Source organism: Paenibacillus sp. FSL R10-2796, from assembly GCF_037965315.1.
GTDB lineage: Bacteria > Bacillota > Bacilli > Paenibacillales > Paenibacillaceae > Paenibacillus_AQ > Paenibacillus_AQ odorifer.
The window spans coordinates 6,068,981-6,089,846 of record NZ_CP150178.1 but is presented as its reverse complement, the minus strand read 5'-3'; the positions used below and the strand labels follow the sequence as shown (position 1 = coordinate 6,089,846).

Sequence of the window (20,866 nt, the reverse complement as noted above, 5' to 3'; positions counted from 1 at the left end):
TATAATCATCCGCTGCAGATTCGGTTGTGTCCGATAGTGCAAAAGTATAATCATCCGTTGTGGATTCGGTTGTGTCCGATAGCGCTAAAGTACAATTACCTGATGCGGATTCGGCTGTGTCCGATAGCGTCCTAACCTAATCCCCCTGCTGCGTTACTGCGTTCGTTACCGCCGCAGGTTGTGTCCGCGGCAGCTGGCTATGCGCAATGTATCTAAGCCGAAGTTTGGTGGGGAGTACATTTGTCCTGTTTTCAGAACGACAGGAGACAATTGCCGTTACCCTGTGCGTTGTAGTACATAAACTGTGATGTAACCCTCAGCCTGAAGAATTGGCTCTGTAAGGAAGGTGGATGAGCATGAAGCCCAAACGAACTTCTGCCCGCCGCACAGGGCGGCGGGTCTCTCGGATGAAGCGGCGGACTTCACGCCCAGTGCGGCAAGTCGCTGTAGTCCCTATAGTTAACCATCCTAATCCCTATGTTTCGGTTATTATTCCAGCCATGAATGAAGCTCAGACCATTGCGGGAGTGATATCAGGAGCCAGAGGGGTCCACCCGCGCTGCGAGGTAATTGTGGTCGTGAATGGATCCACTGATCAAACGGCAGGGATTGCACAATCGCTAGGTGCGCGTGTTATTTCCTATGAGTTGCCGCTTGGACACGACGCTGGCCGTAGTGTGGGAGCTGAGGCAGCCAAGGGAGAAATCCTATTGTTTACAGATGGAGATTTGGTGATACCTGCTTCGGGGCTGCGTCCTTACGTCACTGCTGTTAGTGGTGGAGTGGACATAGCGCTTAATGATTATTCCGGTCCGGTCCGGAAGCTGTCCCCCCATCCGGTGGTGCTGTCTAAACATGCACTGAATATTCTGCTTGGCCGTCCAGATCTGAAGGGATGTTCGATGACGGCAGTTCCGCACGCAATCAGCCGCAGAGCACTTGATATTTTAGGGAGCGATTCATTATCACGTCCTCCACTGGCGCATGCCCAGGCAATTCTTAGTGGACTGCATGTGGTAGCCGCTCACAAAGTACCTGTAGGGAAGTTAAATGCGGTGAGGCGCAAGGAAGACGGCATAGATCCATTGCAGCAGTTGATTACAGCGGATCATATGGAGGCTGTATCCCTCTTGCTGGAACATCGGGGGAACAGAGCGGGCTTTGGCGACGGAGCCCGGCGCAGAGAGATGGTGAGATGATGGTTGCAACTTTACGAGGCACAGCAGCTCGAACGGCAAAGAAACGCCCAATCCGTCACAGGTCAGCCAATCGCTCTGTAAAAGCCAACGCTGCTGCTCGCCCGCTTCTGTCTCGGCAATCGAAGGCAGGCAAGGAGACTCTGAAATTACCGAAGTTACGTGGGACTTTGTCAGTCATTATCTCCGCGCGTAATGAGGAGCAGACCTTGTCCCGTCTGCTGCATCAGGTTGCACGGCTTGAACCTGCAGAAATTATTGTCGTACTTAATGGCTGCAGTGATAACTCTTTTCCTATTTCTAGACAACATCGTCAAGCCATTGTAGTACACTGCCCAGAGTCTGTCGGACATGATGTGGGCCGGGCTATCGGTGCAAAGCTGAGTCGCGGGGATATATTGCTTTTTCTGGATGGAGATATGGTCATTCCGGCCTCTCAGCTCGTTTCATTCACGGCGGCTGTAGATCGCGGAATTGATGTAGCTCTTAATGATTTAGACTCACTGATGCCTTCCTTTGGATTATGTGATGATGTCACCCGCAGCAAACTGTTTCTGAATTATGCTCTGGATAGGTACGATCTCGGGGTTAGCTCTATGACAGCTGTTCCTCATGCGCTTTCGCGGCATGCGCTTGAGACCATAGGCTACCGTGAATTAATGGTTCCACCTAAAGCCCAAGCTCGCTCTGTATTAGAAAAGTTACGGGTGGAGAAGGTAGGAACGGTAAATGTTATTAAACATAATCGGCTGCGCAAGGCAAATACAGGGGTTGGAAATGCTGTGGAAAAACTGATCATAGGAGATCATGCTGAGGCTCTACATGAGGTTCTTTCCCGGCGAAAAGCTGGCGGTCTGCTAAGTAGTGAAACACAGCGTGAGTACCGCAGACAGGTAGCCGCTTGGAGGAATCGGATATGACGCTGACGAGTATTATTATTCCAACCTACAATGCGCTGCCCTTGCTGCGGGCCTGTGTGGAATCTATTCGTGCCTACACTCCGCCGCCTTATGAGATTATCGTAGTGGACAATGCTTCAACGGACGGAACAGACACCTATTGCCGTGCGAATCATATAACGTTTATTTCATTGCCAGACAATCGCGGCTTTCCAACTGCATGCAATTTGGGGCTACAGCTAGCGTCAGGTGATGAAGTCCTGCTGCTGAATAACGATGTAGTGGTGTCTCAAGGATGGTTAACTAATCTGAAGAGGGCTCTATATAGTGCTCCTGATGTAGGTATTGTTGGACCAGTCACAAACTATGCCAGTGGACGTCAACAGGTGAAGACCGATTATGAAGGTCTGATAGGTTTTCATCAGGCTGCTGAGAGGGCGAACCTTCCAAATCCCCAGAAATGGCTGGAGACGAGACGGCTGGTAGGATTATGTTTTTTATTCAAAAGAGAGCTGCTAACTTCCGTAGGTCTACTGGATGAGAGATTCTCACCTGGACATTACGAAGATGATGATTATTGTTATCGCGCCAGGATAAAGGGATATCGGCTGCTTATCGCCGGGGATTGCTTGGTGCACCATGAAGGAAGTGCAAGTTTCAAGCAAGTTTACAATACCGGACTGCAAGTACTGGTGGAACGAAATCGCAAGATCTTTATAGATAAATGGAATGTAGATCCTATTAATTTTATATGAAGTGCAGATCCGAAGGCAAAGGACGTAGATAAAGAGGAGGAAAGTAAGTGAAAGGAGTCATACTGGCGGGCGGAACAGGATCTAGACTTCAACCGCTGACCCGGCTTATGAACAAACATTTGCTTCCGGTCGGCAAATATCCTATGGTCTGTTACGGCATAGACCGGCTTCGCCGGGGAGGAATTACCGACATTCTTCTGGTCATAAGCAAGCAGTCTGCTGGCCTGTACACGGATTTTTTAGGCAGCGGTGCTGCATTTGGTGTATCTCTGACCTATAAAATTCAGGAAGCTGCCGGAGGCATTGCCGAGGCGCTTGATTTAGCAGAAGGTTTCATTTTCCCAGGGGAACGATTTGTTGTATTGCTCGGGGATAATCTTTTTATGGATGATCTGAAGCCTTATGTGGAGAGTTATCTTCGTCAGCCAGCGGGCACTGCAAAGGTGTTGCTGAAGCCGGTGGAGGACGCGCGCAGATACGGTGTACCTGTGTTTGATAGTCAAGATGCGGCATGGATTGCTTATATCGAAGAAAAGCCTGAGCATCCGAAGACCAATTATTGTGTAACTGGTATTTATATGTACGATGAAGCTGTATTTGATATCATCCGGCAGGTATCGCCTTCCAAGAGGGGGGAGCTGGAGATTACCGATGTAAATAATATATACGCCGCTGATCGCAGACTTAGTTATGATGTGCTTAAGGATTGGTGGAGTGATGCGGGAACGTTTCAGTCTTTGCACGAGGCGGGGGAAAAGTTAAAAGATGCACTGCCATAAGGCAGTGCTTTTTTTGTTGTAATCCTGCTATAGATAGCCGCAAGGGCTTTGAAATCACGCGTTACTCAGAGAGCTCGGGGGTTAGAAATCCTCCACCAGATTAAATCCTCAGTTTCTTTGTATCTCTCAGAGCCTAGACGCTCCAATACTTTGTGGGAGGCTGTATTATCTTTTTCAGTGTCAGCGATTACATAGACAGCTTGGGGATGGGAGAAGATCCATGCATTAATTGTGTGTAGTGCCTCTGTTGCATACCCTTTTCTTCTATATTTCTCATCAATCCCATACCCTAGAATAACCTCGCCTTTCTCATTCGGGTAACCTTTAAGGATAATGAATCCTATAATACATTGATCTTCCCGATGGATGATGGCCCAGTTCGTTAACCATAGGTAATGGTCGGGGTCCTGCTGCACCTTTTTTAGCCTGATCTGCATAGCATATTGCATTTCATCATCAAGCGCCGCACTGATGGCAGCTAAGCCTAATTGCTGCTGTAGCTCCGAATAGTTATTTATTGCTAGCGTGAGCTCTGGGGCAGTTAAAGGTATTAGATCGATACGCTTGCTTTCAAGCTTCATATATTCCCCACCAACCTTTGGTAAACTCAGGATTGTGCATTTCACATTTTAATCCTTTTAAATGTACTTAGCAATAACGTAATTTTTATGTCATTCCAGTCACGAATAGAGCCTTAACTTGTCGAGGATCCCGGCACCGTCCCGGCTCCTGCCGCATATGCTGTAGCAGGGCGTTTGAGCAAAGGAGACATGAAGGTGCAGAGTAAAATAACTAAAGTCCTGCAGCACATGGCCCATACGCACGAACAGATGGCGCGGATTCTAGATGCTGAGCGCCATGTGGCTGTCCGTATGTCGCAAATTGTCCACGATCTGCCAGATGCGGAGCCTGATTTTGATGGGATCAGCGGGATGATCGAAAGCTCAACTCAGGTAAACAAGAACATTATTGCTTACTTGAATGCACTTGCAGATCTGGAAGAAGCGATGGCTGATGGGGTAGGCAGAGTGATTAAGGAATTGAACGGTCAAGAAGAAGAGTAACGCTATAGGAGCAGGAGGCGGAAGATGAGCAGAGAAAAGGCTTATCTGCAAATGCTGGAGTCCACCGCCGCCATCCAGTGGAACGTTGCGTTGATTCTGGAAGCTAAGGCGGTTGAAGCTGAAAAGGTAAAGCAGTGGGCACAGCATCATATCCACGCTAGAGCCTTTGATTCCCACAGTGAGCAACTGAAGGAGTCCCTCTCTATACACGAGGTCATCGTGGAGATGGTCGAAGGGCTGACCAAACTGGAGAACGGACTCTACAGCAATTTAAAAGCAGTGCTGGGCAGTGGTGAAGACGATGGTGGCGGGGAAGGTTTTGGAGACATGTCAGGTGATGGCTTTAGTTTTGGAGAAGACAGCAAATGAGCGGGGACCGTCTCTCTGAACATGCCGTCAAGCTGGAGATGATTCGCTCCATTTCGCGCAGTCAGGCTGCTTTGGCGGCCATCTTGGAGAGCATCGCCGAATTGACGGAGCAATCTGAGTTGACGGCCCGCAAATTGAGCGACAATATCAGGATTTTAAGTGGGTATCAGAGTGCGATGTGCCGGATGATGTCCGGGATTTCACTACATCGTCCTAAACGGGGAATTCCTGCTGCGCCATGGCTGAGCAAGGCATACGCCGTAGGAACCTCCAGAGAACATGGAGCACAGGAGGAGTAGAAGCATGAAGAAAAAAAGCCGCAGAACGCTACGTTCAGGCAGAACCCGTAGACGCACATTGCTGCTCTCGCGGAAAGCAAAAGTTCGTAAAGGGCTAGCCCGTAAATCCCGCAGAGTTCTTGCCCGGAAAACTGCTCGTTATGGGAAGTCAAAGAAAGGCCTATTGCTACGCAAGAAAAGAAGACTTCGTCGCAAGCTTGTTCGTAAAGTAAGGGTTGCGCAGCCACCGGTGATTGTGGTACCCGTGAGCGAGGCTCCGCCTGCTCCACAGGTAATTCCGCTCCCCCCGGAGCTGGGCGTTTCGCCGGAAACGCCTCCGGCAGACGCCTTTCAACAGGGCTACACCGAAGCATACAACGTGGGGTTCGACGCCGGTTTCGCCAAGGGCTTCGAGGACGGGCATAAGCTGGAATTCAGCTAGGAGACACAGATGACAAGATCCGCTCCGTCCGTGAGCGGGTCTTGGGGTTTTCGTGCGGACTGGTTTGCTGCGCTGCCGATGTGATAAACTTCATAATGAAAGTGAAAATAATATGAGGTTAAGATGAAGGCAGGGATGATTCATGGGTACTGAGATTCGCAGAGCACGCAAAGATGAGATTGATGAAATTATGGAGCTGATTGCCAAATGCGTACAGGTGATGCAAGCAGGTGGCAGCGATCAGTGGGACGAGCATTATCCGAACCGGGAGATCATCTCCCTTGATATTGAACGTGGCAATCTATGGGTATGTGAGGAGAACAATGCGGTGGCCGGCATTCTAGTGTTGGACGAGCACCAATCTGAGCAGTATGGGAAGATTGACTGGACAGAAACGCAAGGGCCTCATTTAATTATGCATAGATTGGCTGTGCATCCCGAAGTGCAAGGGAAGGGAATTGCGCGCCGTCTTAGCACTTATGCAGAAGAATATGCTCGCCAGAATGGTTATTCCAGTATCCGTCTGGATACATATGCTAAGAACACTGGGGCACTCGCCCTATATCCCAAGTTAGGTTATGATCGCAGGGGTGAAGTAACTTTTCCGGGGCGCACCGCTAATTTTCCGGTGTTCGAGAAGGTTCTAGAAAAGCATGGAAACTCGGAAGCTTAACATAGCGAGAGAACCAGAGGATATCTCATGAGCCATCAAATGGCTGCTGGGATATCCTCTTTTTTCGTGAAAATAACACCTTTCTCTAAACAAAAACTTTGTTTGATTAGGTAGCATTTGCGCTTACGGAAACCCTGCTCAAAAGGCGATGAATTTGCAAAAAAGCGTCATTGGAGTCCGAAACCCTGCTCAAAAGGCGATAAGTGTGCAAATAGCGTCATTGGAGTCCGAAATACTGATCAATAAGCGAAAATGTGTAAATAGCGTCAGCTGGGTCCGAAAGCATCAGTGGCAGAGTATGACTCGACACTATCGGACCCAGATGACCTTAAACGTGGAATTTTCCCACATTTGGGATGCTATCGGACTCCAGCGCAGCTATTGGTATAAAACACACTGCATATGGACCTGTTTCGAGGGAATAGCGTCATTGGAGTCCGAAACCCTGCTCAAAAGGCGATAAGTGTGCAAATAGCGTCATCTGGGTCCGAAAGCATCAGTGGTAGAGTATGACTCGACACTATCGGACCCAGATGACCTTAAACGTGGAATTTTCCCACATTTGGGATGCTATCGGACTCCAGCGCAGCTATTACTATAAAACACACTGCATATGGACCTGTTTCGAGGGAATAGCGTCACTGGAGTCCGAAATCTTGCTCAAAAGGCGATAAATGTGCAAATAGCGTCATTGGAGTCCGAAACCCTGATCAATAAGCGAAAATATGCAAATAGCGTCATCTGGGTTCATAAGCATCAGCAGTTGAGTATGACTCGATAGTAACGGACCCAGATGACCTTAAACGTGGAATTTTCCCACATTTGGGATGCTATCGGACTCCAGCGCAGCTATTGGTATAAAACACACTGCATGTGGACCTGTTTCGAGGGAATAGCGTCACTGGAGTCCGAAATCTTGCTCAAAAGGCGATGAATTTGCAAAAAAGCGTCATTGGAGTCCGAAACCCTGCTCAAAAGGCGATAAGTGTGCAAATAGCGTCATCTGGGTCCATAAGCATCAGCGGCTGAGTATGACTCGCCAGTAACGGACCCAGATGACCTTAAACGTGGAATTTTCCCACATTTGGGATGCTATCGGACTCCAGCGCAGCTATTACTATAAAACACACTACATATGGACCTGTTTCGAGGGAATAGCGTCACTGGAGTCCGAAACCATGCTCAAAAAGCGAAAATGTGCAAATAGCGTCACTGGAGTCCGAAACCCTGCTCAAAAGGCGATAAGTGTGCAAATAGTGTCATCTGGGTCCATAAGCATCAGCGGCTGAGTATGACTCGCCAGTAACGGACCCAGATGACCTTAAACGTGGAATTTTCCCACATTTGGGATGCTATCGGACTCCAGCGCAGCTATTGGTATAAAACACACTGCATATGAACCTGTTTCGAGGGAATAGCGTCACTGGAGGAGTCCGAAACCCTGCTCCAAAGGCGATAAATGTGCAAATAGCGTCAGCTGGGTCCGAAACCCTGATCAATAAGCGAAAATGTGCAAATAGCGCATCTGGGTCCATAAGCATCAGCAGTTGAGTATGACTCGATAGTAACGGACCCAGATGACCTTAAACGTGGAATTTTCCCACATTTGGGATGCTATCGGACTCCAGCGCAGCTATTGGTATAAAACACACTACATATGGACCTGTTTCGAGGGAATAGCGTCACTGGAGTCCGAAATCTTGCTCAAAAGGCGATAAATGTGCAAATAGCGTCATTGGAGTCCGAAACCCTGATCAATAAGCGAAAATGTGCAAATAGTGTCATCTGGGTCTATAAGCATCAGCGGTTGAGTATGACTCGATAGTAACGGACCCAGATGACCTTAAACGCGGAATTTTCCCACATTTGGGAATGCTATCGGACTCCAGCGCAGCTATTGGTACAAAACACACTGCATATGGCCCTGTTTCGAGGGAATAGCGTCATCTGGGTCCGAAAGTATGGAGGATTATGACTCACCCGTGGTGTGGACGTAGCGAGAGCAGTAGAAGCAGGAGTAGATGTAGATGTAGATGTAGAAGTAGACGTAGCAGTGTAATAGTCGCAAGGGGAACATAGATGTGCAGAAGTAGAAGTAGTGTAGGGACAGTAGTAGCAGAAGCAGTAGAAGTAGCAGTGGAGTAGGCGCAGGGAGAAAGTAAAAGTGCAGAAGTAGGAGTAGAGTAGGAGCTGTAGTTGTAGTTGTTGTAGCAGTAGACGTAGCAGAAGCAGTAGACGTAGCAGTGTAATAGGCGCAAGGGGAACGTAGAAGTGCAGAAATAAGAGTAGTGTAGGGGCAGTAGTAGAAGCAGTATCAGTAGACGTAGCAGTGGAGTAGGCGTAGGGGAGAAATACAAGAAGCCGAAGCAGTGCAGAAGTAGCAGTTGAGTAGCAGTAGGGTCGGCATAGGTCAGTTAGATGAATAGAGCTAGACGTACACTTTCGGGCTCTGACCAGTCCACCATACCGCGCTATATGCAGGCAGTGGTTTAGCACAACGCGTTAGAGTAAGCAGAGATACTGTCCGAAATGGTCGACCTAATCGTGCGAAATGGCCGACTTAATCGAACGAAACGGCTGTCTCTTAAGCCATGAAATAGCTCTCGGAAAGCTTATTTTCTATGTTTTCCTGACAGTAAATCTGACGCAAAGTACAGGGTATCGTGATCGAAATTTTCTTCAAACAGAATAATCGTGATCATAAATCGAATTATGTTATTTAACATAACATAAAATACTAAATCACTTTTATGAAACAGTATTAATAAAACGAAATCAATTTTATGTGTCATGTATATTGACATATAACCTGTCTTTAGATTATTATTGGACTATTCAAATTACAAATGAATAGTCTTTTTTCGTATATCCTTAATAATTGGTTTAAGGGTCTCTACCGGGAACCGTAAATTTCTGGCTACGAAAATATGCTCAGGCATATTTTCGTAGCCTTTTTGTGCTACATGCGTGAGGTTGTACTGGAATTAACTCAATGAGGGGGAGAAGGGCTATGGGGAATATTTTGATCAAAAATGCCGAAATCATTACGATGAACAAGCAAGAGGAAATTATACACGGGGATGTCCGGATTAAGGATGATCTCATTGTTGAAATCGGCACTGGCCTGATCCCGCAGGGCGACGAGCAGATCATTGATGCTACGAACCGTACATTAATTCCGGGTTTTATCCAGACTCATATTCATTTATGCCAGACGTTATTCCGAGGTAAAGGGGACGATCTGGAGCTGATGGATTGGCTGCGCAAACGAATCTGGCCATTAGAGGCCGCGCATGATGAAGAATCCCTTTATTATTCGGCTATGCTTGGCATCGGCGAACTGATCACCAGCGGCACGACGACGATTGTGGATATGGAGACTGTCCATCATACGGATTTTGCGTTTCAGGCTATAGCTAAAAGTGGAATCCGGGCCTTGTCCGGCAAGGTGATGATGGATCAAAAAGGGGGAGATGTGCCTGAGGCGCTGCAGGAGGATACCGCATCTTCTTTGCAGGAAAGTGTCGATCTACTGGAAAAATGGAATGGTTATGGAAACGGCCGGATTCAGTATGCATTTTCTCCACGTTTTGTGATTTCCTGTACAGAGCCTTTATTAACCGAGGTGCGAGATCTGTCCGCAAGATACCATGTGAAGGTGCATACTCATGCGTCTGAGAATTTAGGGGAAATTGAGATTGTGCAGGCCATGACTGGCATGCGTAACATCGTCTATCTGGACCATCTAGGATTAGCCAATGAACGGCTTATACTGGCGCATTGCGTGTGGTTGGATGCTGAGGAGCGGCGGATTTTGCGGGATCGAGGAGTGCATGTAAGTCATTGCCCGGGTTCCAATCTGAAATTGGCCTCCGGAATTGCCGACACACCAGGGATGCTTCATGAGCATGTTTCTCTTAGTCTGGGAGCGGATGGCGCTCCATGCAATAACAATCTGGATATGTTTAATGAGATGCGATTGGCGGCGATTATTCAAAAGCCTCATCACGGACCCACAACCATGGATGCCCGCAGTGTATTCCGTATGGCTACTATTGGTGGGGCGAAGGCCGTAGGGATGGAGCATAAGATCGGGAGTATCGAGGTAGGCAAAAAAGCAGATCTAGTGCTCCTTAATCTCTACAATTTTCATACCTTCCCCTCTTACGACGTAGATCCCATCTCTAGAATTGTATATTCCGCTACGCGGGCAGATGTGGAGACAACGATAATCGACGGGGAGATCGTGATGGAAAGAGGTTTGCTAAAGACTGTGGATAAAGAAATTGTACTAAATGAAGCTAACCGTTCTATTAAAAGATTACTCACGCATACCTCGATCGTTTGAGGGGAGAGGTCGATTCGGATTCGGATATCTTATCATTCGCAGGGGATCATCACTGGACCCCCTGTTTTTTTATGAGAAAATATGAACATAAGGGAACTAAGGTGCCTTTTATGAGGTCGTATTAAGTGAGGTGAAGCTAATTGGAACTGGAAGGTCTTCAGCATAGCGAGACGATGAATGAACAGCAACTAAGAGAAATCATGAGCCGTTACGGAGAGGATATATGGAATTATATCTATTATCTTACCAAAAATTCTGAACAAGCCGATGATCTGGCTCAAGAAGTATTCATTAAATGTTATTACCGGATTGGAACGTACCGGGGGTTCTTCATTTAAAGCATGGTTGCTTACGATTGCCAGGAATACTGTTTTTTCGCACCGGAAATCGCGCTTTTTTCGTTCGGGCTTATGGGGTGGTGTACAGCCATTGTCCACGGTTGATGTGAAGCAGCGGGAAAAAACTGTCGAACCTCTTGGCGTAGCCCGATCTGCGGAGATGGAGTATTTGGGTAATCAGTCCATTGGTGAGATATGGGATCTAATTATGGCATTGTCTCCAAAGCTGCGCGAAATATTGGTCCTGGATTTGAAATATGAGCTCTCTATAAAAGAAATAGCTGAACTGATGAACTTGAGTCACGGAACGGTAAAATCAAGATTGCACCGAGCGCGGCAAAAAATTCAGAACAAATTAAAGGGGGTAGAATGATGGAGGATCATAAACCGGAATGGTATGCTCAGGCCCGAAAAGGACCTTTTGGAAATGAAAAGTTTACTATGAGGCATGCAGACAACGTCATTCGCCGAATTCAAGAAGATCAACAGGGAGCGAAATCTTACTCAGGAAAAAGACTGCCTGTGCAATTGTTGGCTGTGGCGAGTTTTATTGTATTGTTGGGCTTAGGTGTATTCTTTCTGAACGGAAGGTTCCTCGGTAATGAATCAAGCAACCCTGCGCAAACTGAGGTTTCGTCGCATTTCACGGAGGCTGAGCTACAGCGGAACGCAGATCAGGTGATGCAGAGTTTACTTGGAAAGACTTATCCGCTAGATCACCGGGAATGGCTTAAGGAGCAACAGCAGATATTTTACTCTTACCAGAAAGGTGAGGACTCCGCATATATCTGGATCAATTATGAGACAGGAGAACTGGTGCAAACGAAGATGAGTAGGATTCTGACAGCTGCGGAGATCGACGCTGAAATGAATACCCGTGCGGAAGAGATCAAGGGCAAACTGGGTTATGCGAATGATTCAGCTTATGAAGTGCTCAGATACGTTGAATATGATGTTACACAACATTCTGGCGTGAAAATTGAGAATAACTTTAGGGCGGAGAAATGGCGTATCGGATTTGTAAATGGTGAATTCGATTACGCATCAGCCACGCTTGAGGCCTCGGCGGTATCAGAAGAGATGCGTCAAGCTGGGGAACAGGCCTTGAAGGTGTTGAGAGGTAACGGAGGTGAAGAGCTTAGTTTAGTATTTCGGGCTATGGACAAGGATCAGGATACGCTTACGCTGCAATACGGATCAAAGGTTTCGGTTACGTTCGATAATGTTACTAGAAGGATTGAGCAGATTAGTGATACAAATCCTCGTGCTAGTGATAAAACAGATCCCAAACAACTAACGGTATTAGACCGGGAGCTGTCTCTAATTGATGGGGATCGCCTACGTGAGAAGGCAGCACCTCTGCTGACTAAGATATTTAGCGTTGCTGATGTGAGCGAATATAGCTTGCTTAAAAGAGATCAGGAGCCCGGGAATCTCACTTTTCATAAGCTTGGCAGTCCTGAGATCACTGTATATTATGATAGTGATTTAACGATCTGGAAGGTAAAAGAGGATTTGCCAGCAAGCCAGTCTTAGATTGAAAGGCATAACATAATAGGCTTAAATAGGGAGGTTCCACAGCCGAAAAGGCGTGGGATTTCCCTATTTGTAGTGGGAGCGAAAGGTGCACATTTTTGATAAAAAAAGTAAGTATTGTTATACTAGAACAATCTGATATTTTACAGAAAAGATGAATAGAGTTCATAATCAGAACAAATGAAAAGGTAAGAGGGGATTAAAACGTGAAAAAGCACGGGCCGAATCGAGCTCAGTTCTATATTGTTGTCCTGCTGCTATGGTTGAAGCTGCTCCTGCTGAGAGTGCTGTTCTTTGATAGAATTGCTTGGGAGTGGATTGCAGCAGATGTTGCTCCAGTCCTCTTCATCATGGGGATACTGACAGTCATTACTCCTTCGCGGGTGAGAACAGCTGTCTATTGGACATTTAACGGGATATTATCGCTGCTGCTGTTCGCAGCCAGTGTATATTTCAATCACTTTGGTTCTGTTCCTACGTATCTGGCTTTATATGAACTGAATCAGGTGTTTCAAGTGAAGGCAAGCGTAGAATCAACGATACAGACTATTGATTATTTATTTTTCGCTGATTTTGTGATCATGGCAATCTATGTCTTGATCCGCAGATGGCAGCATGGAAAAGCCTATCCGCGTGAGCGTGAGCGATTCAGCTCCCGGAACACACGATTGGCACATATGATGGTGATTCTGGTGGCTATTCTTGGAGGTTTTGCTTTATCGGCCAATTCTGTCAATTCTGCGCGGGGAATTACAAATGAGCTTGTGCAGGCAGAAAGTGCCGGATTCCTGAATTATGAGGTCGTTGCCGCAATTAAGGTCAAGGAAGATAACAATCTCATTGGAACCGGAGATATTAAGGATACCATCGCGAAGATTGATGAACTGCAAGCTTCCTATCCTTATAGTAGTAAGGCCGCGGGCACAGCACCTGAGTATTTCGGCTCGCAAAAGGGCAAAAATGTAATTGTCATCCAAATGGAAGCTTTCCAAAACTTCCCGCTGCATCAATCCCTGAAGGGTCAAGAGCTGACTCCAGTGTTGAACAAGTTGGCAGATGAGGGATTTTACTTCCCCCATGTCTACCAGCAGATTGGTCCGGGCAATACTTCTGACGCTGAATTTATGAGCAACACGTCGATTTATCCAATCGGGACCTTGGCAATGTCCACTGGATTCGGGGACAGAGAACTGCCGAGCCTACCACGTCTGCTGAGAGATAAAGGATATGAGGCGTACACCTTTCACGTGAATCAAGTGGGCTTTTGGAATCGGAATGAGCTATATCCTGCACTTGGATTTAACGGCTATTATGATAAAGATTATTTTACCAATGATCATTTTAATGCGTTTGGTGCTTCCGATGAACAGCTTTATATTACGGGTGTCGAGAAATTGGCAGAGCTGCAGAAGAAAGGAACTCCTTTCTACGCACAAATGGTGACGGCGTCCAGCCATCATCCCTTCCAAATTCCGGACTCTTTTAAGAAGATATCAGTGCCTGATGAGTTAAAAAACACGATGCTTGGCGATTATTTGACTGCTATTAACTATACTGATTATGCCATTGGAACTTTAATAGAGGGTTTGAAGAAAAATGGAATGTGGGATAACACTGTGCTGGTGATGTATGGCGATCATTTTGGCTTGCAGCCGCAGGATGTGCCACCGGAGCAAGTAGAAAGTGCTTTGGGGATTCCATACGATTCCCGGATCAGTCGCTTTAATATTCCATTGATTGTACATGTACCAGGAATGGAGCAAGGGAAGGTAGTAGAGAGAACCGGTGGACAGTTGGATATTCTTCCAACAATAGCTAACCTATTGGGGGTTTCTTTAAAAGAAGAAGGTTATACAGCATTTGGTCATGATCTCTTGAACATTGATCGTAATGTGTTAGGGATGCGGTATTATTTGCCTTCTGGTTCTTTCTTTAATGATGATATTCTCTATGTGCCTGGTAAAGATTTTGCTGATGGTAAAGCTGTGTCGTTGGATACGCTTAAGCCAGTATCGGATTTCACAAAATATCAGACTGATTATGAGTATATTTTGAAGCTAATGAATTTGTCCGACGAATATGTGAAGCTGTTACCACAGAGATAGGGGGAATCATGAAAAAGTTCTGGAAACCGGAGTATCTCGTAGGCCTTGCCGGCTGCGGTATCATTATTTATTTGCTATTCGTAGGGCCATTTATTGGTGTTGCCGATAACGGAGATTTTCTGCGTATGATGAATACCATCGGTCTGAACTACTATGATACTGGAGCATCGTATGCCGACCAGTTTTTCAATTTTAGTCATTCCAGTTTTGCGTATGAAAATTTATTTAGAGGTTTTTATCCATCCTCACAGATTTTTATAGTACTTGTGCCGAGATTGATCGGCGGGCTCATCCATGGCAGCTTTTTTGATGTTCGTTTGCTGGGTGCAGTTTATGGGCTTCTTTTACTGGCGGCAACTTGGCTGCTGGTGAAGTATAATGCTCGTGGCTCTTATGTTACAGGGTTGCTGTTGGGAGCAGCTATCTTATTTGTATTTTACGATATCGGGTATGTGGCCTATTTCAACTCCTTGTTTGGAGAACCAGTGTCGATGGTGTTTATGCTGCTGACATTTGCATTAGGATTAAGATTAACCAGCCAAGAGAAGCCAACCACTAAAGGATTAACCTTATTTTTTATCGCGATTCTGTTTCTGGTCACCTCCAAAATCCAGAATGCACCGATTGGGATTGCCTTTGCACTGATTTTCTTGCGGTTTATGATGCTTGACGGAGAGGGCAAATGGAGGAAGTTGGCGTTACGTTTTTCGATTGCCATCTTTCTTGTATCCATCGTTTTGTATGTGGCAGCGCCAAAAGATCTGAAGCATATTAATCTGTATCAAACGGTGTTTTTTGGGATTTTAAACGAATCGCCGGATGTGAAGGGAGACTTGCAGGATCTCGGATTGCCGGAGCGGCTGGAGGTACTGGCGGGTACAAATTATTTTCAGACCGATACAGTGATTAAGCAGGATGATCCTTCGCTGGTTCCGGACTTCTATGACCGTGTATCTCATAAAGATGTATTGTTCTTCTATCTGAAGCATCCGGACCGGTTGATAGATAATATGAAATATGCTGCGAGTAACAGCATGGCGATTCGCCCGTATTATCTAGGAAACTATGAGAAAAGCGAGAATAAACCAGCAGGTGCATTATCCTATACTTACAGTGCATGGAGCCAATTCAAAAACAAACATATTCCGCACACGCTCGGATTTCTCTCCATATTCTATCTGGTGTATTTTGCGGGAGCTTTGTTCCAGTATTTCCGCAGCAGGGATATTCGTGGCAAAGTTGCCGGCGAGCTGCTGATGCTGCTAGGGCTAATAGGGATTTTCTCCTTCTTGGTTCCGATTCTTGGGGACGGAAGGGCTGACATCGGTAAGCATTTATTCTTGTTTAATGTGTGCTTCGATATGATGGTTGTAGTCATGTTTGGATGGATTGTTCACAAGCTGACGGTGATTGCGAGACGCTAATTTCAAGAACCTATCAAACACAAAATAACACAAAGCAAACAGCAAGTTTCCGATTTGGAGACCTGCTGTTTTTTTATAAATATGACTATGTTAAACTTTGTTGTTGATGTTTGATAATTGCGAACGAGTGTTCTATAATAAGGGCAATATAACTGTTCGGAGATGATTTGCCCATGGATTTAAAGGAACTGAAAAAGCTTGCTGATACGTTGGACGATAATGGTAAGCGAGAACTTATCTACTTTTTGCAGTCCCGAACCAAGGGAGTGGCACTTCCAGTTCGAGCGATTGATGAAATTCAAGAGCAGAAGCATAAAGATGGACTTGTTTGCCCGCATTGCAAAAACCATTCTGTTGTTCGATTTGGAAAGTAGGCTGTAAGAACACGCACTGGAGAGGTTAAACGTCAACGTTACCGTTGTAAGTCCTGTCGCCAAACATTCAATGACCTTACGAACACCCCTCTGCAACGAATGAGGCGACCTCATATGTGGGTTCGTTTTATCGAATGCATGATTGAGGGCTTTTCTCTGAGAAAATGTGCAGAGCAGTTAAACGATGAAGTCACGCATGTCACCTTGTTTTACTAGCGGCATAAGATTCTTTCCGCTCTGAAGCAGATTCCAACCGAAGCATTTCAAGATATTGTTGAAATGGACGAGACCTACTTTCTTTACTCGGAAAAGGGCAAGAGGAATATTACCGAACGCAAGCCACGTAAACGTGGCGGCAAAGCGAAATATCGTGGTATAAGCCACGATCAAGTGTGCGTGCTGGTTGCCCGTGACCGTCAGAAAATGACTTACTCTGGTGTACTTGGGCGTGGACGTATTCGGATTACAAAATTAGACGAAGCGATTGGTGGTCATCTATCTGACTCAAACGTGTTATGCACTGATTCATGGAGGGCATTTAGCTCCTATGCGAATTCAAAAGGCATGACTCATTACCGATTCAAGTCCGACGGAAAACAACGTGTGAAAGGCGTGTACCATATCCAAAACGTAAACAGCTACCACAGCCGCTGGAAGAAATGGATGGATCGCTTCAATGGTGTTGCAACAAAGTATTTGCAGAATTACTTGGCGTGGTTTCGTTACTTAGACAGCAAGGAATATGAGAATACCGCATCGAATAAGAAAAATATGTTGGTCAAATCGTGCCTGTTTACTGTGACCGACACGAACACCAAACTTCGGCTTTCTGCTTATTCTTGTTAAGCTAACGGGCAGTTATGCGTAACTTTTAGGGAATGTAAACATCTAAATAACGTAAGGAACGAGGAGGCAGACAATTCATGGGAGGAACGAATGTATGGGATGCGGAGTGGGAGGTTAACGAAGAGCAGGCGCGGACGCTGATCGGCAGACAATTCCCTCAGCTGTCATCGAAGCAAGTGAAGCGATTGGGCTGGGGCTGGGACAATACGGTTTTTCTCATCGGTGACGAGTACGTGTTCCGGTTTCCAAGAAGAACGATTGCAGTTGGCTCGATTCGTATGGAAGGGAAGCTGCTGCCAAAGCTGGAGGCATATATAACCATCCCCTATCCGAAACCGTTGTTTTATGGCGAAGCAAGTGACGAATACCCGGCACCATTTCTTGGCTATGCCTACGTGCTAGGAGATTTCCCAATCGGTTTGACGGAAGAACGTAGGGCTTTATCGGCAGAGACGCTGGCGAAATTTTTGCGGAGATTGCATGAGTTTCCGGTGCAGGCGGCGCTGAAGTGCGGAGTTCAGCAAGATCATCGAAACTTGACGGACATAGCATCGCGCAAAGTGAAATTGGAGGGCTTTCTATCGAAGGTGGTTGAACACTTGTCGCCGGAGGAGTCCGGTGTGATCGAAGCGTATATTAGCGGGCTGCAAAAGGACCGTGTCGAGGCGGTGAATGCACTGCTACATGGCGATCTTCATTTCAAAAATATGCTTGTGAATGAGAACGGGATCGTTTCCGGCATCATTGATTGGGGCGATCTGAGCGTAGGCCATCCGGCTTGCGATTTGAGCGTTGCTTATAGCTTTTTACCACCTTACGCTCGCGGCGTGTTTTTCGAAACGTACGGAGGAGCGGACGAGGAAACGAAGCTGCTGGCGCGGCTAATCGCGGTATACATCCCCATACTGATCTTAATGCAAGCGGTCGATGACGGGAATGAAGCAATTGCGGCAGAGGCGAAATCCAACATCATGCGGGCACTGTCGGATTAGGCTTATTATTTCGTTGCGGCTATGGGGCTATGGCTATCGGCACCATTTTGTCGTTTAAAGGCCGCGATAAGGTACGATCCGCCTTCTCTGATGCCGCTTTATGTTGAGGAATACGAAATTCAACAGAGTAAGTCGTTGCGCTAACGGGACACGATAGCTAGCAATAAACCGCCTTTTCAACGAAGGCGGTTTTCTTATGGTCAAATATCAAACATAGCCAAAAATATAAAAATTTATATGTTCCATGTTGTAAATATCCTTATATTTCTCGCTTAAACGCTTACCGTCCTTAAAGGGACGTCGAAGTCGTGTATGCTTATTCATCTTCAAATAACTCACGCAACATCCCTTGACGATCGTTCATAAACGCTTTGGTCACGGTATAATGTTCGGTTTCCTCCAAGGCGACGGACCGTATTCCCTCCCCCTCCAAGAGAAAAATTTCAGCACCGGGATAGGACATCAGAATGGGGGAATGAGTTGCGATAATGAACTGTGAATCCTGTCCGACCAGCTCATGCATACGCACCAGCAGAGACATTTGACGTAAGGGGGAAAGCGCTGCTTCAGGCTCGTCGAGGATATAAAGGCCGCGGCCGCCGAAACGGTGAACGAATGTAGCTAAAAAAGACTCTCCGTGGGACTGCTCATGCAGAGATTTGCCTCCGTAGGAGTCTTTGATCGGTGGGCCACCGGGTTGTTCATCCAACTCATCAATATAAGAAGCCACATTATAGTAACTCTCCGCACGCAGAAAAAAGCCGTCCTTCGGCCGTCTAACCCCTCTAGCAATTCTAAAATACTCATAAAGATTCGAATGCGAGGAACGAGTGTTAAAAGAAAAGTTTAGCGTTCCACCCTCAGGGTTAAAGCCCCAAGCAGCAGCAATTCCCTCTAACAAGGTTGATTTGCCCGTGCCGTTCTCTCCAACAAGAAAGGTCACTGGTTTTTGAAAAGTCAGGCGATCCAGCGTTCGAACAGCAGGCAGATGAAATGGATAGGTTTGAAAGGATGGCACCAGATCACGCAGCAGCTCCGCGTGTCGCAAATACAACGTGGTGTTATTCATAGTTCCCCCCTTGTGAATTTCAAAAAGTAATCATCTTCGGACAGATTGGACAGAGATGACAAGTTTAGTGCCTCTAGCTAGACCTTTATAGTATAACAGCATCCAGCGAGTGGATGAAATCTGACGGGGTTCGGGCAAGCCGGGCAAAAGACAGGGTACATCTGCCAATTTAGTTTTAGTAATGACAGATGTCCATGAGGCGAGTGCTGACTCCGCATATAGTTATACTGTCTTGAGAATACAACGGGGCAGGGTGAAGGCCGTGAAAGCGAAAAGGAGAAAACACAAGCGTCCGCGAGATTATCGCGACGGTTATCACGAAGGATATCGTCTTGGCATGTGTGAGGCTGTGCAGCGTCGGAGTACTGTAGAGGTCGAAGCCTGTCGGCCATTTAAGCTAATGTATGTTCCTCAAGGGTTCCATGCAATCGATACTGGGGTAATTGAGGCGCTTCAGCAGCTTGTAAGTGAGCTTGTGATAAGCACTCCAGAAACTATGCTGGAGACCGCAGCTCGGGAGATGCCCGGGGCAGTGCTGGTTATGAATGGACTGCATGTTTTTCCGGAAAATCATTTAGAACAGATTACAGAAATCAGAAAGCTGGGCATTCGGACTGCGATCTGGTTTGTGGATGATCCTTATTTTACAGAGGATACTTCAGTGATTTGCCGGCATTATGATCACGTCTTTACGCATGAGCTCGGTTGTGTGGAGTTTTATCAATCCTTTGGAGTTCCATCCGTTCATTATTTACCGCTTTGCGTCAATCCAAAGATGTTCTATCCGCGCCGTACGGCACCGCAGTATAAGTACGACATTGTGTTTATTGGCAATGCATTTCATAATCGGACAGCGCTGTTTGATGAACTTGCCCCCTATTTAAAGGATAAGAAGGTGCTGATCGCTGGCGGCTTCTGGGAACGGCTTGCGACTTATGACCAGCTTGCCCCTTTTATTAGCAATGGCTTTATCCCACCTGAGGAAACTGCGAACTATTACAGTGGTGCAAAGCTAGTCATTAATATTCACCGTCCGTGGGAGGAGGGGCAGGATAACCGGAATAGCTTCCGTTTACCATCACGCTCTATCAACCCACGTACTTATGAGATCAGTGCCTGCGGTACTATGCAGCTTACGGATGTTCGTGAGGATCTGGGCAATTATTATCGGCCAGGTTATGACTTGGATACTTTTGGCTCTGCTAAGGAATTGCAGGAGAAGATTGAGTACTATCTGAAGCATGAAAAAGAGCGCCGAATATACGCTTTACGGGGACTACAGACAACCATGCGCAACCATACATTCACTGCGCGTTTGCCACATTTGCTGAATGTGATTGCTTCAAGTGTATGAAATCTATAACGGGATAAAGGAGCGA

General features: G+C 46.5%; 19 protein-coding genes, 1 pseudogene and 1 riboswitch. Of the genes and pseudogenes, 18 read left to right on the top strand and 2 right to left on the bottom strand.

What is annotated here, in order from left to right; translation table 11 throughout:
* Positions 1-356 precede the first annotated feature (356 nt).
* Genes NST58_RS27215 through NST58_RS27200 form a run of 4 tightly spaced genes read left to right on the top strand, consistent with a single transcriptional unit; the run spans position 357 to position 3,629 of the window.
* Positions 357-1,199 (top strand): glycosyltransferase, encoded by an 843-nt coding sequence (locus NST58_RS27215; RefSeq protein ID WP_249267796.1) that lies wholly within the window; start codon positions 357-359, stop codon positions 1,197-1,199.
* Entirely contained in the window at positions 1,196-2,116 is a 921-nt protein-coding gene (locus NST58_RS27210; protein ID WP_111505479.1) for a glycosyltransferase, read from the top strand. The genes NST58_RS27215 and NST58_RS27210 overlap by 4 nt, the downstream gene beginning before the upstream one ends.
* On the top strand, positions 2,113-2,850 hold the full coding sequence (locus NST58_RS27205) for a glycosyltransferase family 2 protein (protein WP_339244816.1): 738 nt from the start codon (positions 2,113-2,115) through the stop codon (positions 2,848-2,850). The genes NST58_RS27210 and NST58_RS27205 overlap by 4 nt, the downstream gene beginning before the upstream one ends.
* Positions 2,851-2,897: 47 nt before the next feature.
* Positions 2,898-3,629 carry a sugar phosphate nucleotidyltransferase gene (locus NST58_RS27200; RefSeq protein WP_076208710.1) on the top strand — a complete coding sequence of 244 codons (732 nt, stop codon included), beginning with the start codon at positions 2,898-2,900 and terminating at the stop codon, positions 3,627-3,629.
* Positions 3,630-3,694: 65 nt separating this feature from the next.
* Here the strand turns inward: NST58_RS27200 and NST58_RS27195 are convergent, their stop codons facing one another.
* The gene (locus NST58_RS27195) at positions 3,695-4,210 is read right to left on the bottom strand and encodes a GNAT family N-acetyltransferase (protein ID WP_076142552.1); all 516 of its coding nucleotides are present in this window, start codon (positions 4,208-4,210) and stop codon (positions 3,695-3,697) included.
* 195 nt (positions 4,211-4,405) lie between these two features.
* Between NST58_RS27195 and NST58_RS27190 the strand changes: the two genes are divergently transcribed.
* The 13 genes and pseudogenes from NST58_RS27190 to NST58_RS27130 all read left to right on the top strand — a co-directional run bounded on the left by NST58_RS27190 (position 4,406) and on the right by NST58_RS27130 (position 18,418).
* Complete coding sequence (locus NST58_RS27190; protein ID WP_036679726.1) at positions 4,406-4,693, top strand: hypothetical protein; 288 nt, start codon at positions 4,406-4,408, stop codon at positions 4,691-4,693.
* Between the two features lie 24 nt (positions 4,694-4,717).
* On the top strand, positions 4,718-5,062 hold the full coding sequence (locus tag NST58_RS27185) for a hypothetical protein (protein ID WP_036679724.1): 345 nt from the start codon (positions 4,718-4,720) through the stop codon (positions 5,060-5,062).
* The gene (locus NST58_RS27180) at positions 5,059-5,361 is read left to right on the top strand and encodes a hypothetical protein (RefSeq protein WP_051491084.1); all 303 of its coding nucleotides are present in this window, start codon (positions 5,059-5,061) and stop codon (positions 5,359-5,361) included. Before NST58_RS27185 ends, NST58_RS27180 begins: the two co-directional genes overlap by 4 nt.
* Positions 5,342-5,782 (top strand): hypothetical protein, encoded by a 441-nt coding sequence (locus NST58_RS27175; protein WP_139330222.1) that lies wholly within the window; start codon positions 5,342-5,344, stop codon positions 5,780-5,782. Before NST58_RS27180 ends, NST58_RS27175 begins: the two co-directional genes overlap by 20 nt.
* 142 nt (positions 5,783-5,924) lie before the next feature.
* Positions 5,925-6,455, top strand: coding sequence for a GNAT family N-acetyltransferase (locus NST58_RS27170; protein ID WP_076179672.1), 531 nt, complete (start codon positions 5,925-5,927; stop codon positions 6,453-6,455).
* Between the two features lie 2,841 nt (positions 6,456-9,296).
* Positions 9,297-9,395: riboswitch (purine riboswitch) on the top strand.
* 70 nt (positions 9,396-9,465) lie between these two features.
* A complete protein-coding gene (locus tag NST58_RS27165) occupies positions 9,466-10,803 on the top strand; it encodes a 5'-deoxyadenosine deaminase (RefSeq protein ID WP_339244814.1) in 1,338 nt (445 codons plus the stop codon).
* Positions 10,804-10,943: 140 nt separating this feature from the next.
* Positions 10,944-11,141 carry a sigma factor gene (locus NST58_RS27160; protein ID WP_339244812.1) on the top strand — a complete coding sequence of 66 codons (198 nt, stop codon included), beginning with the start codon at positions 10,944-10,946 and terminating at the stop codon, positions 11,139-11,141.
* Positions 11,071-11,514 (top strand): sigma-70 family RNA polymerase sigma factor, encoded by a 444-nt coding sequence (locus NST58_RS27155; protein ID WP_339244809.1) that lies wholly within the window; start codon positions 11,071-11,073, stop codon positions 11,512-11,514. Before NST58_RS27160 ends, NST58_RS27155 begins: the two co-directional genes overlap by 71 nt.
* Positions 11,511-12,677 carry a hypothetical protein gene (locus tag NST58_RS27150; RefSeq protein ID WP_339244806.1) on the top strand — a complete coding sequence of 389 codons (1,167 nt, stop codon included), beginning with the start codon at positions 11,511-11,513 and terminating at the stop codon, positions 12,675-12,677. The genes NST58_RS27155 and NST58_RS27150 overlap by 4 nt, the downstream gene beginning before the upstream one ends.
* A gap of 206 nt (positions 12,678-12,883) precedes the next feature.
* Complete coding sequence (locus tag NST58_RS27145) at positions 12,884-14,782, top strand: LTA synthase family protein (protein ID WP_339244803.1); 1,899 nt, start codon at positions 12,884-12,886, stop codon at positions 14,780-14,782.
* 8 nt (positions 14,783-14,790) lie between these two features.
* A complete protein-coding gene (locus tag NST58_RS27140) occupies positions 14,791-16,206 on the top strand; it encodes a hypothetical protein (protein WP_339244801.1) in 1,416 nt (471 codons plus the stop codon).
* A 287-nt stretch (positions 16,207-16,493) separates the two neighbouring features.
* Positions 16,494-17,426 (top strand): annotated as a pseudogene (locus NST58_RS27135) (IS1595 family transposase); the annotation flags it as partial.
* 77 nt (positions 17,427-17,503) lie between these two features.
* Complete coding sequence (locus NST58_RS27130; protein ID WP_076187163.1) at positions 17,504-18,418, top strand: phosphotransferase; 915 nt, start codon at positions 17,504-17,506, stop codon at positions 18,416-18,418.
* A 316-nt stretch (positions 18,419-18,734) separates the two neighbouring features.
* On the opposite strand, the gene NST58_RS27125 is transcribed toward NST58_RS27130, so the two are convergent.
* Positions 18,735-19,487: an AAA family ATPase gene (locus tag NST58_RS27125; RefSeq protein ID WP_076130435.1), complete on the bottom strand. Its 753-nt coding sequence runs from the start codon at positions 19,485-19,487 to the stop codon at positions 18,735-18,737.
* Positions 19,488-19,740: 253 nt separating this feature from the next.
* Here NST58_RS27125 and NST58_RS27120 point away from each other — a divergent pair, with 253 nt between their 5' ends.
* On the top strand, positions 19,741-20,841 hold the full coding sequence (locus tag NST58_RS27120; protein ID WP_076098583.1) for a DUF3880 domain-containing protein: 1,101 nt from the start codon (positions 19,741-19,743) through the stop codon (positions 20,839-20,841).
* Positions 20,842-20,866 lie beyond the last annotated feature (25 nt).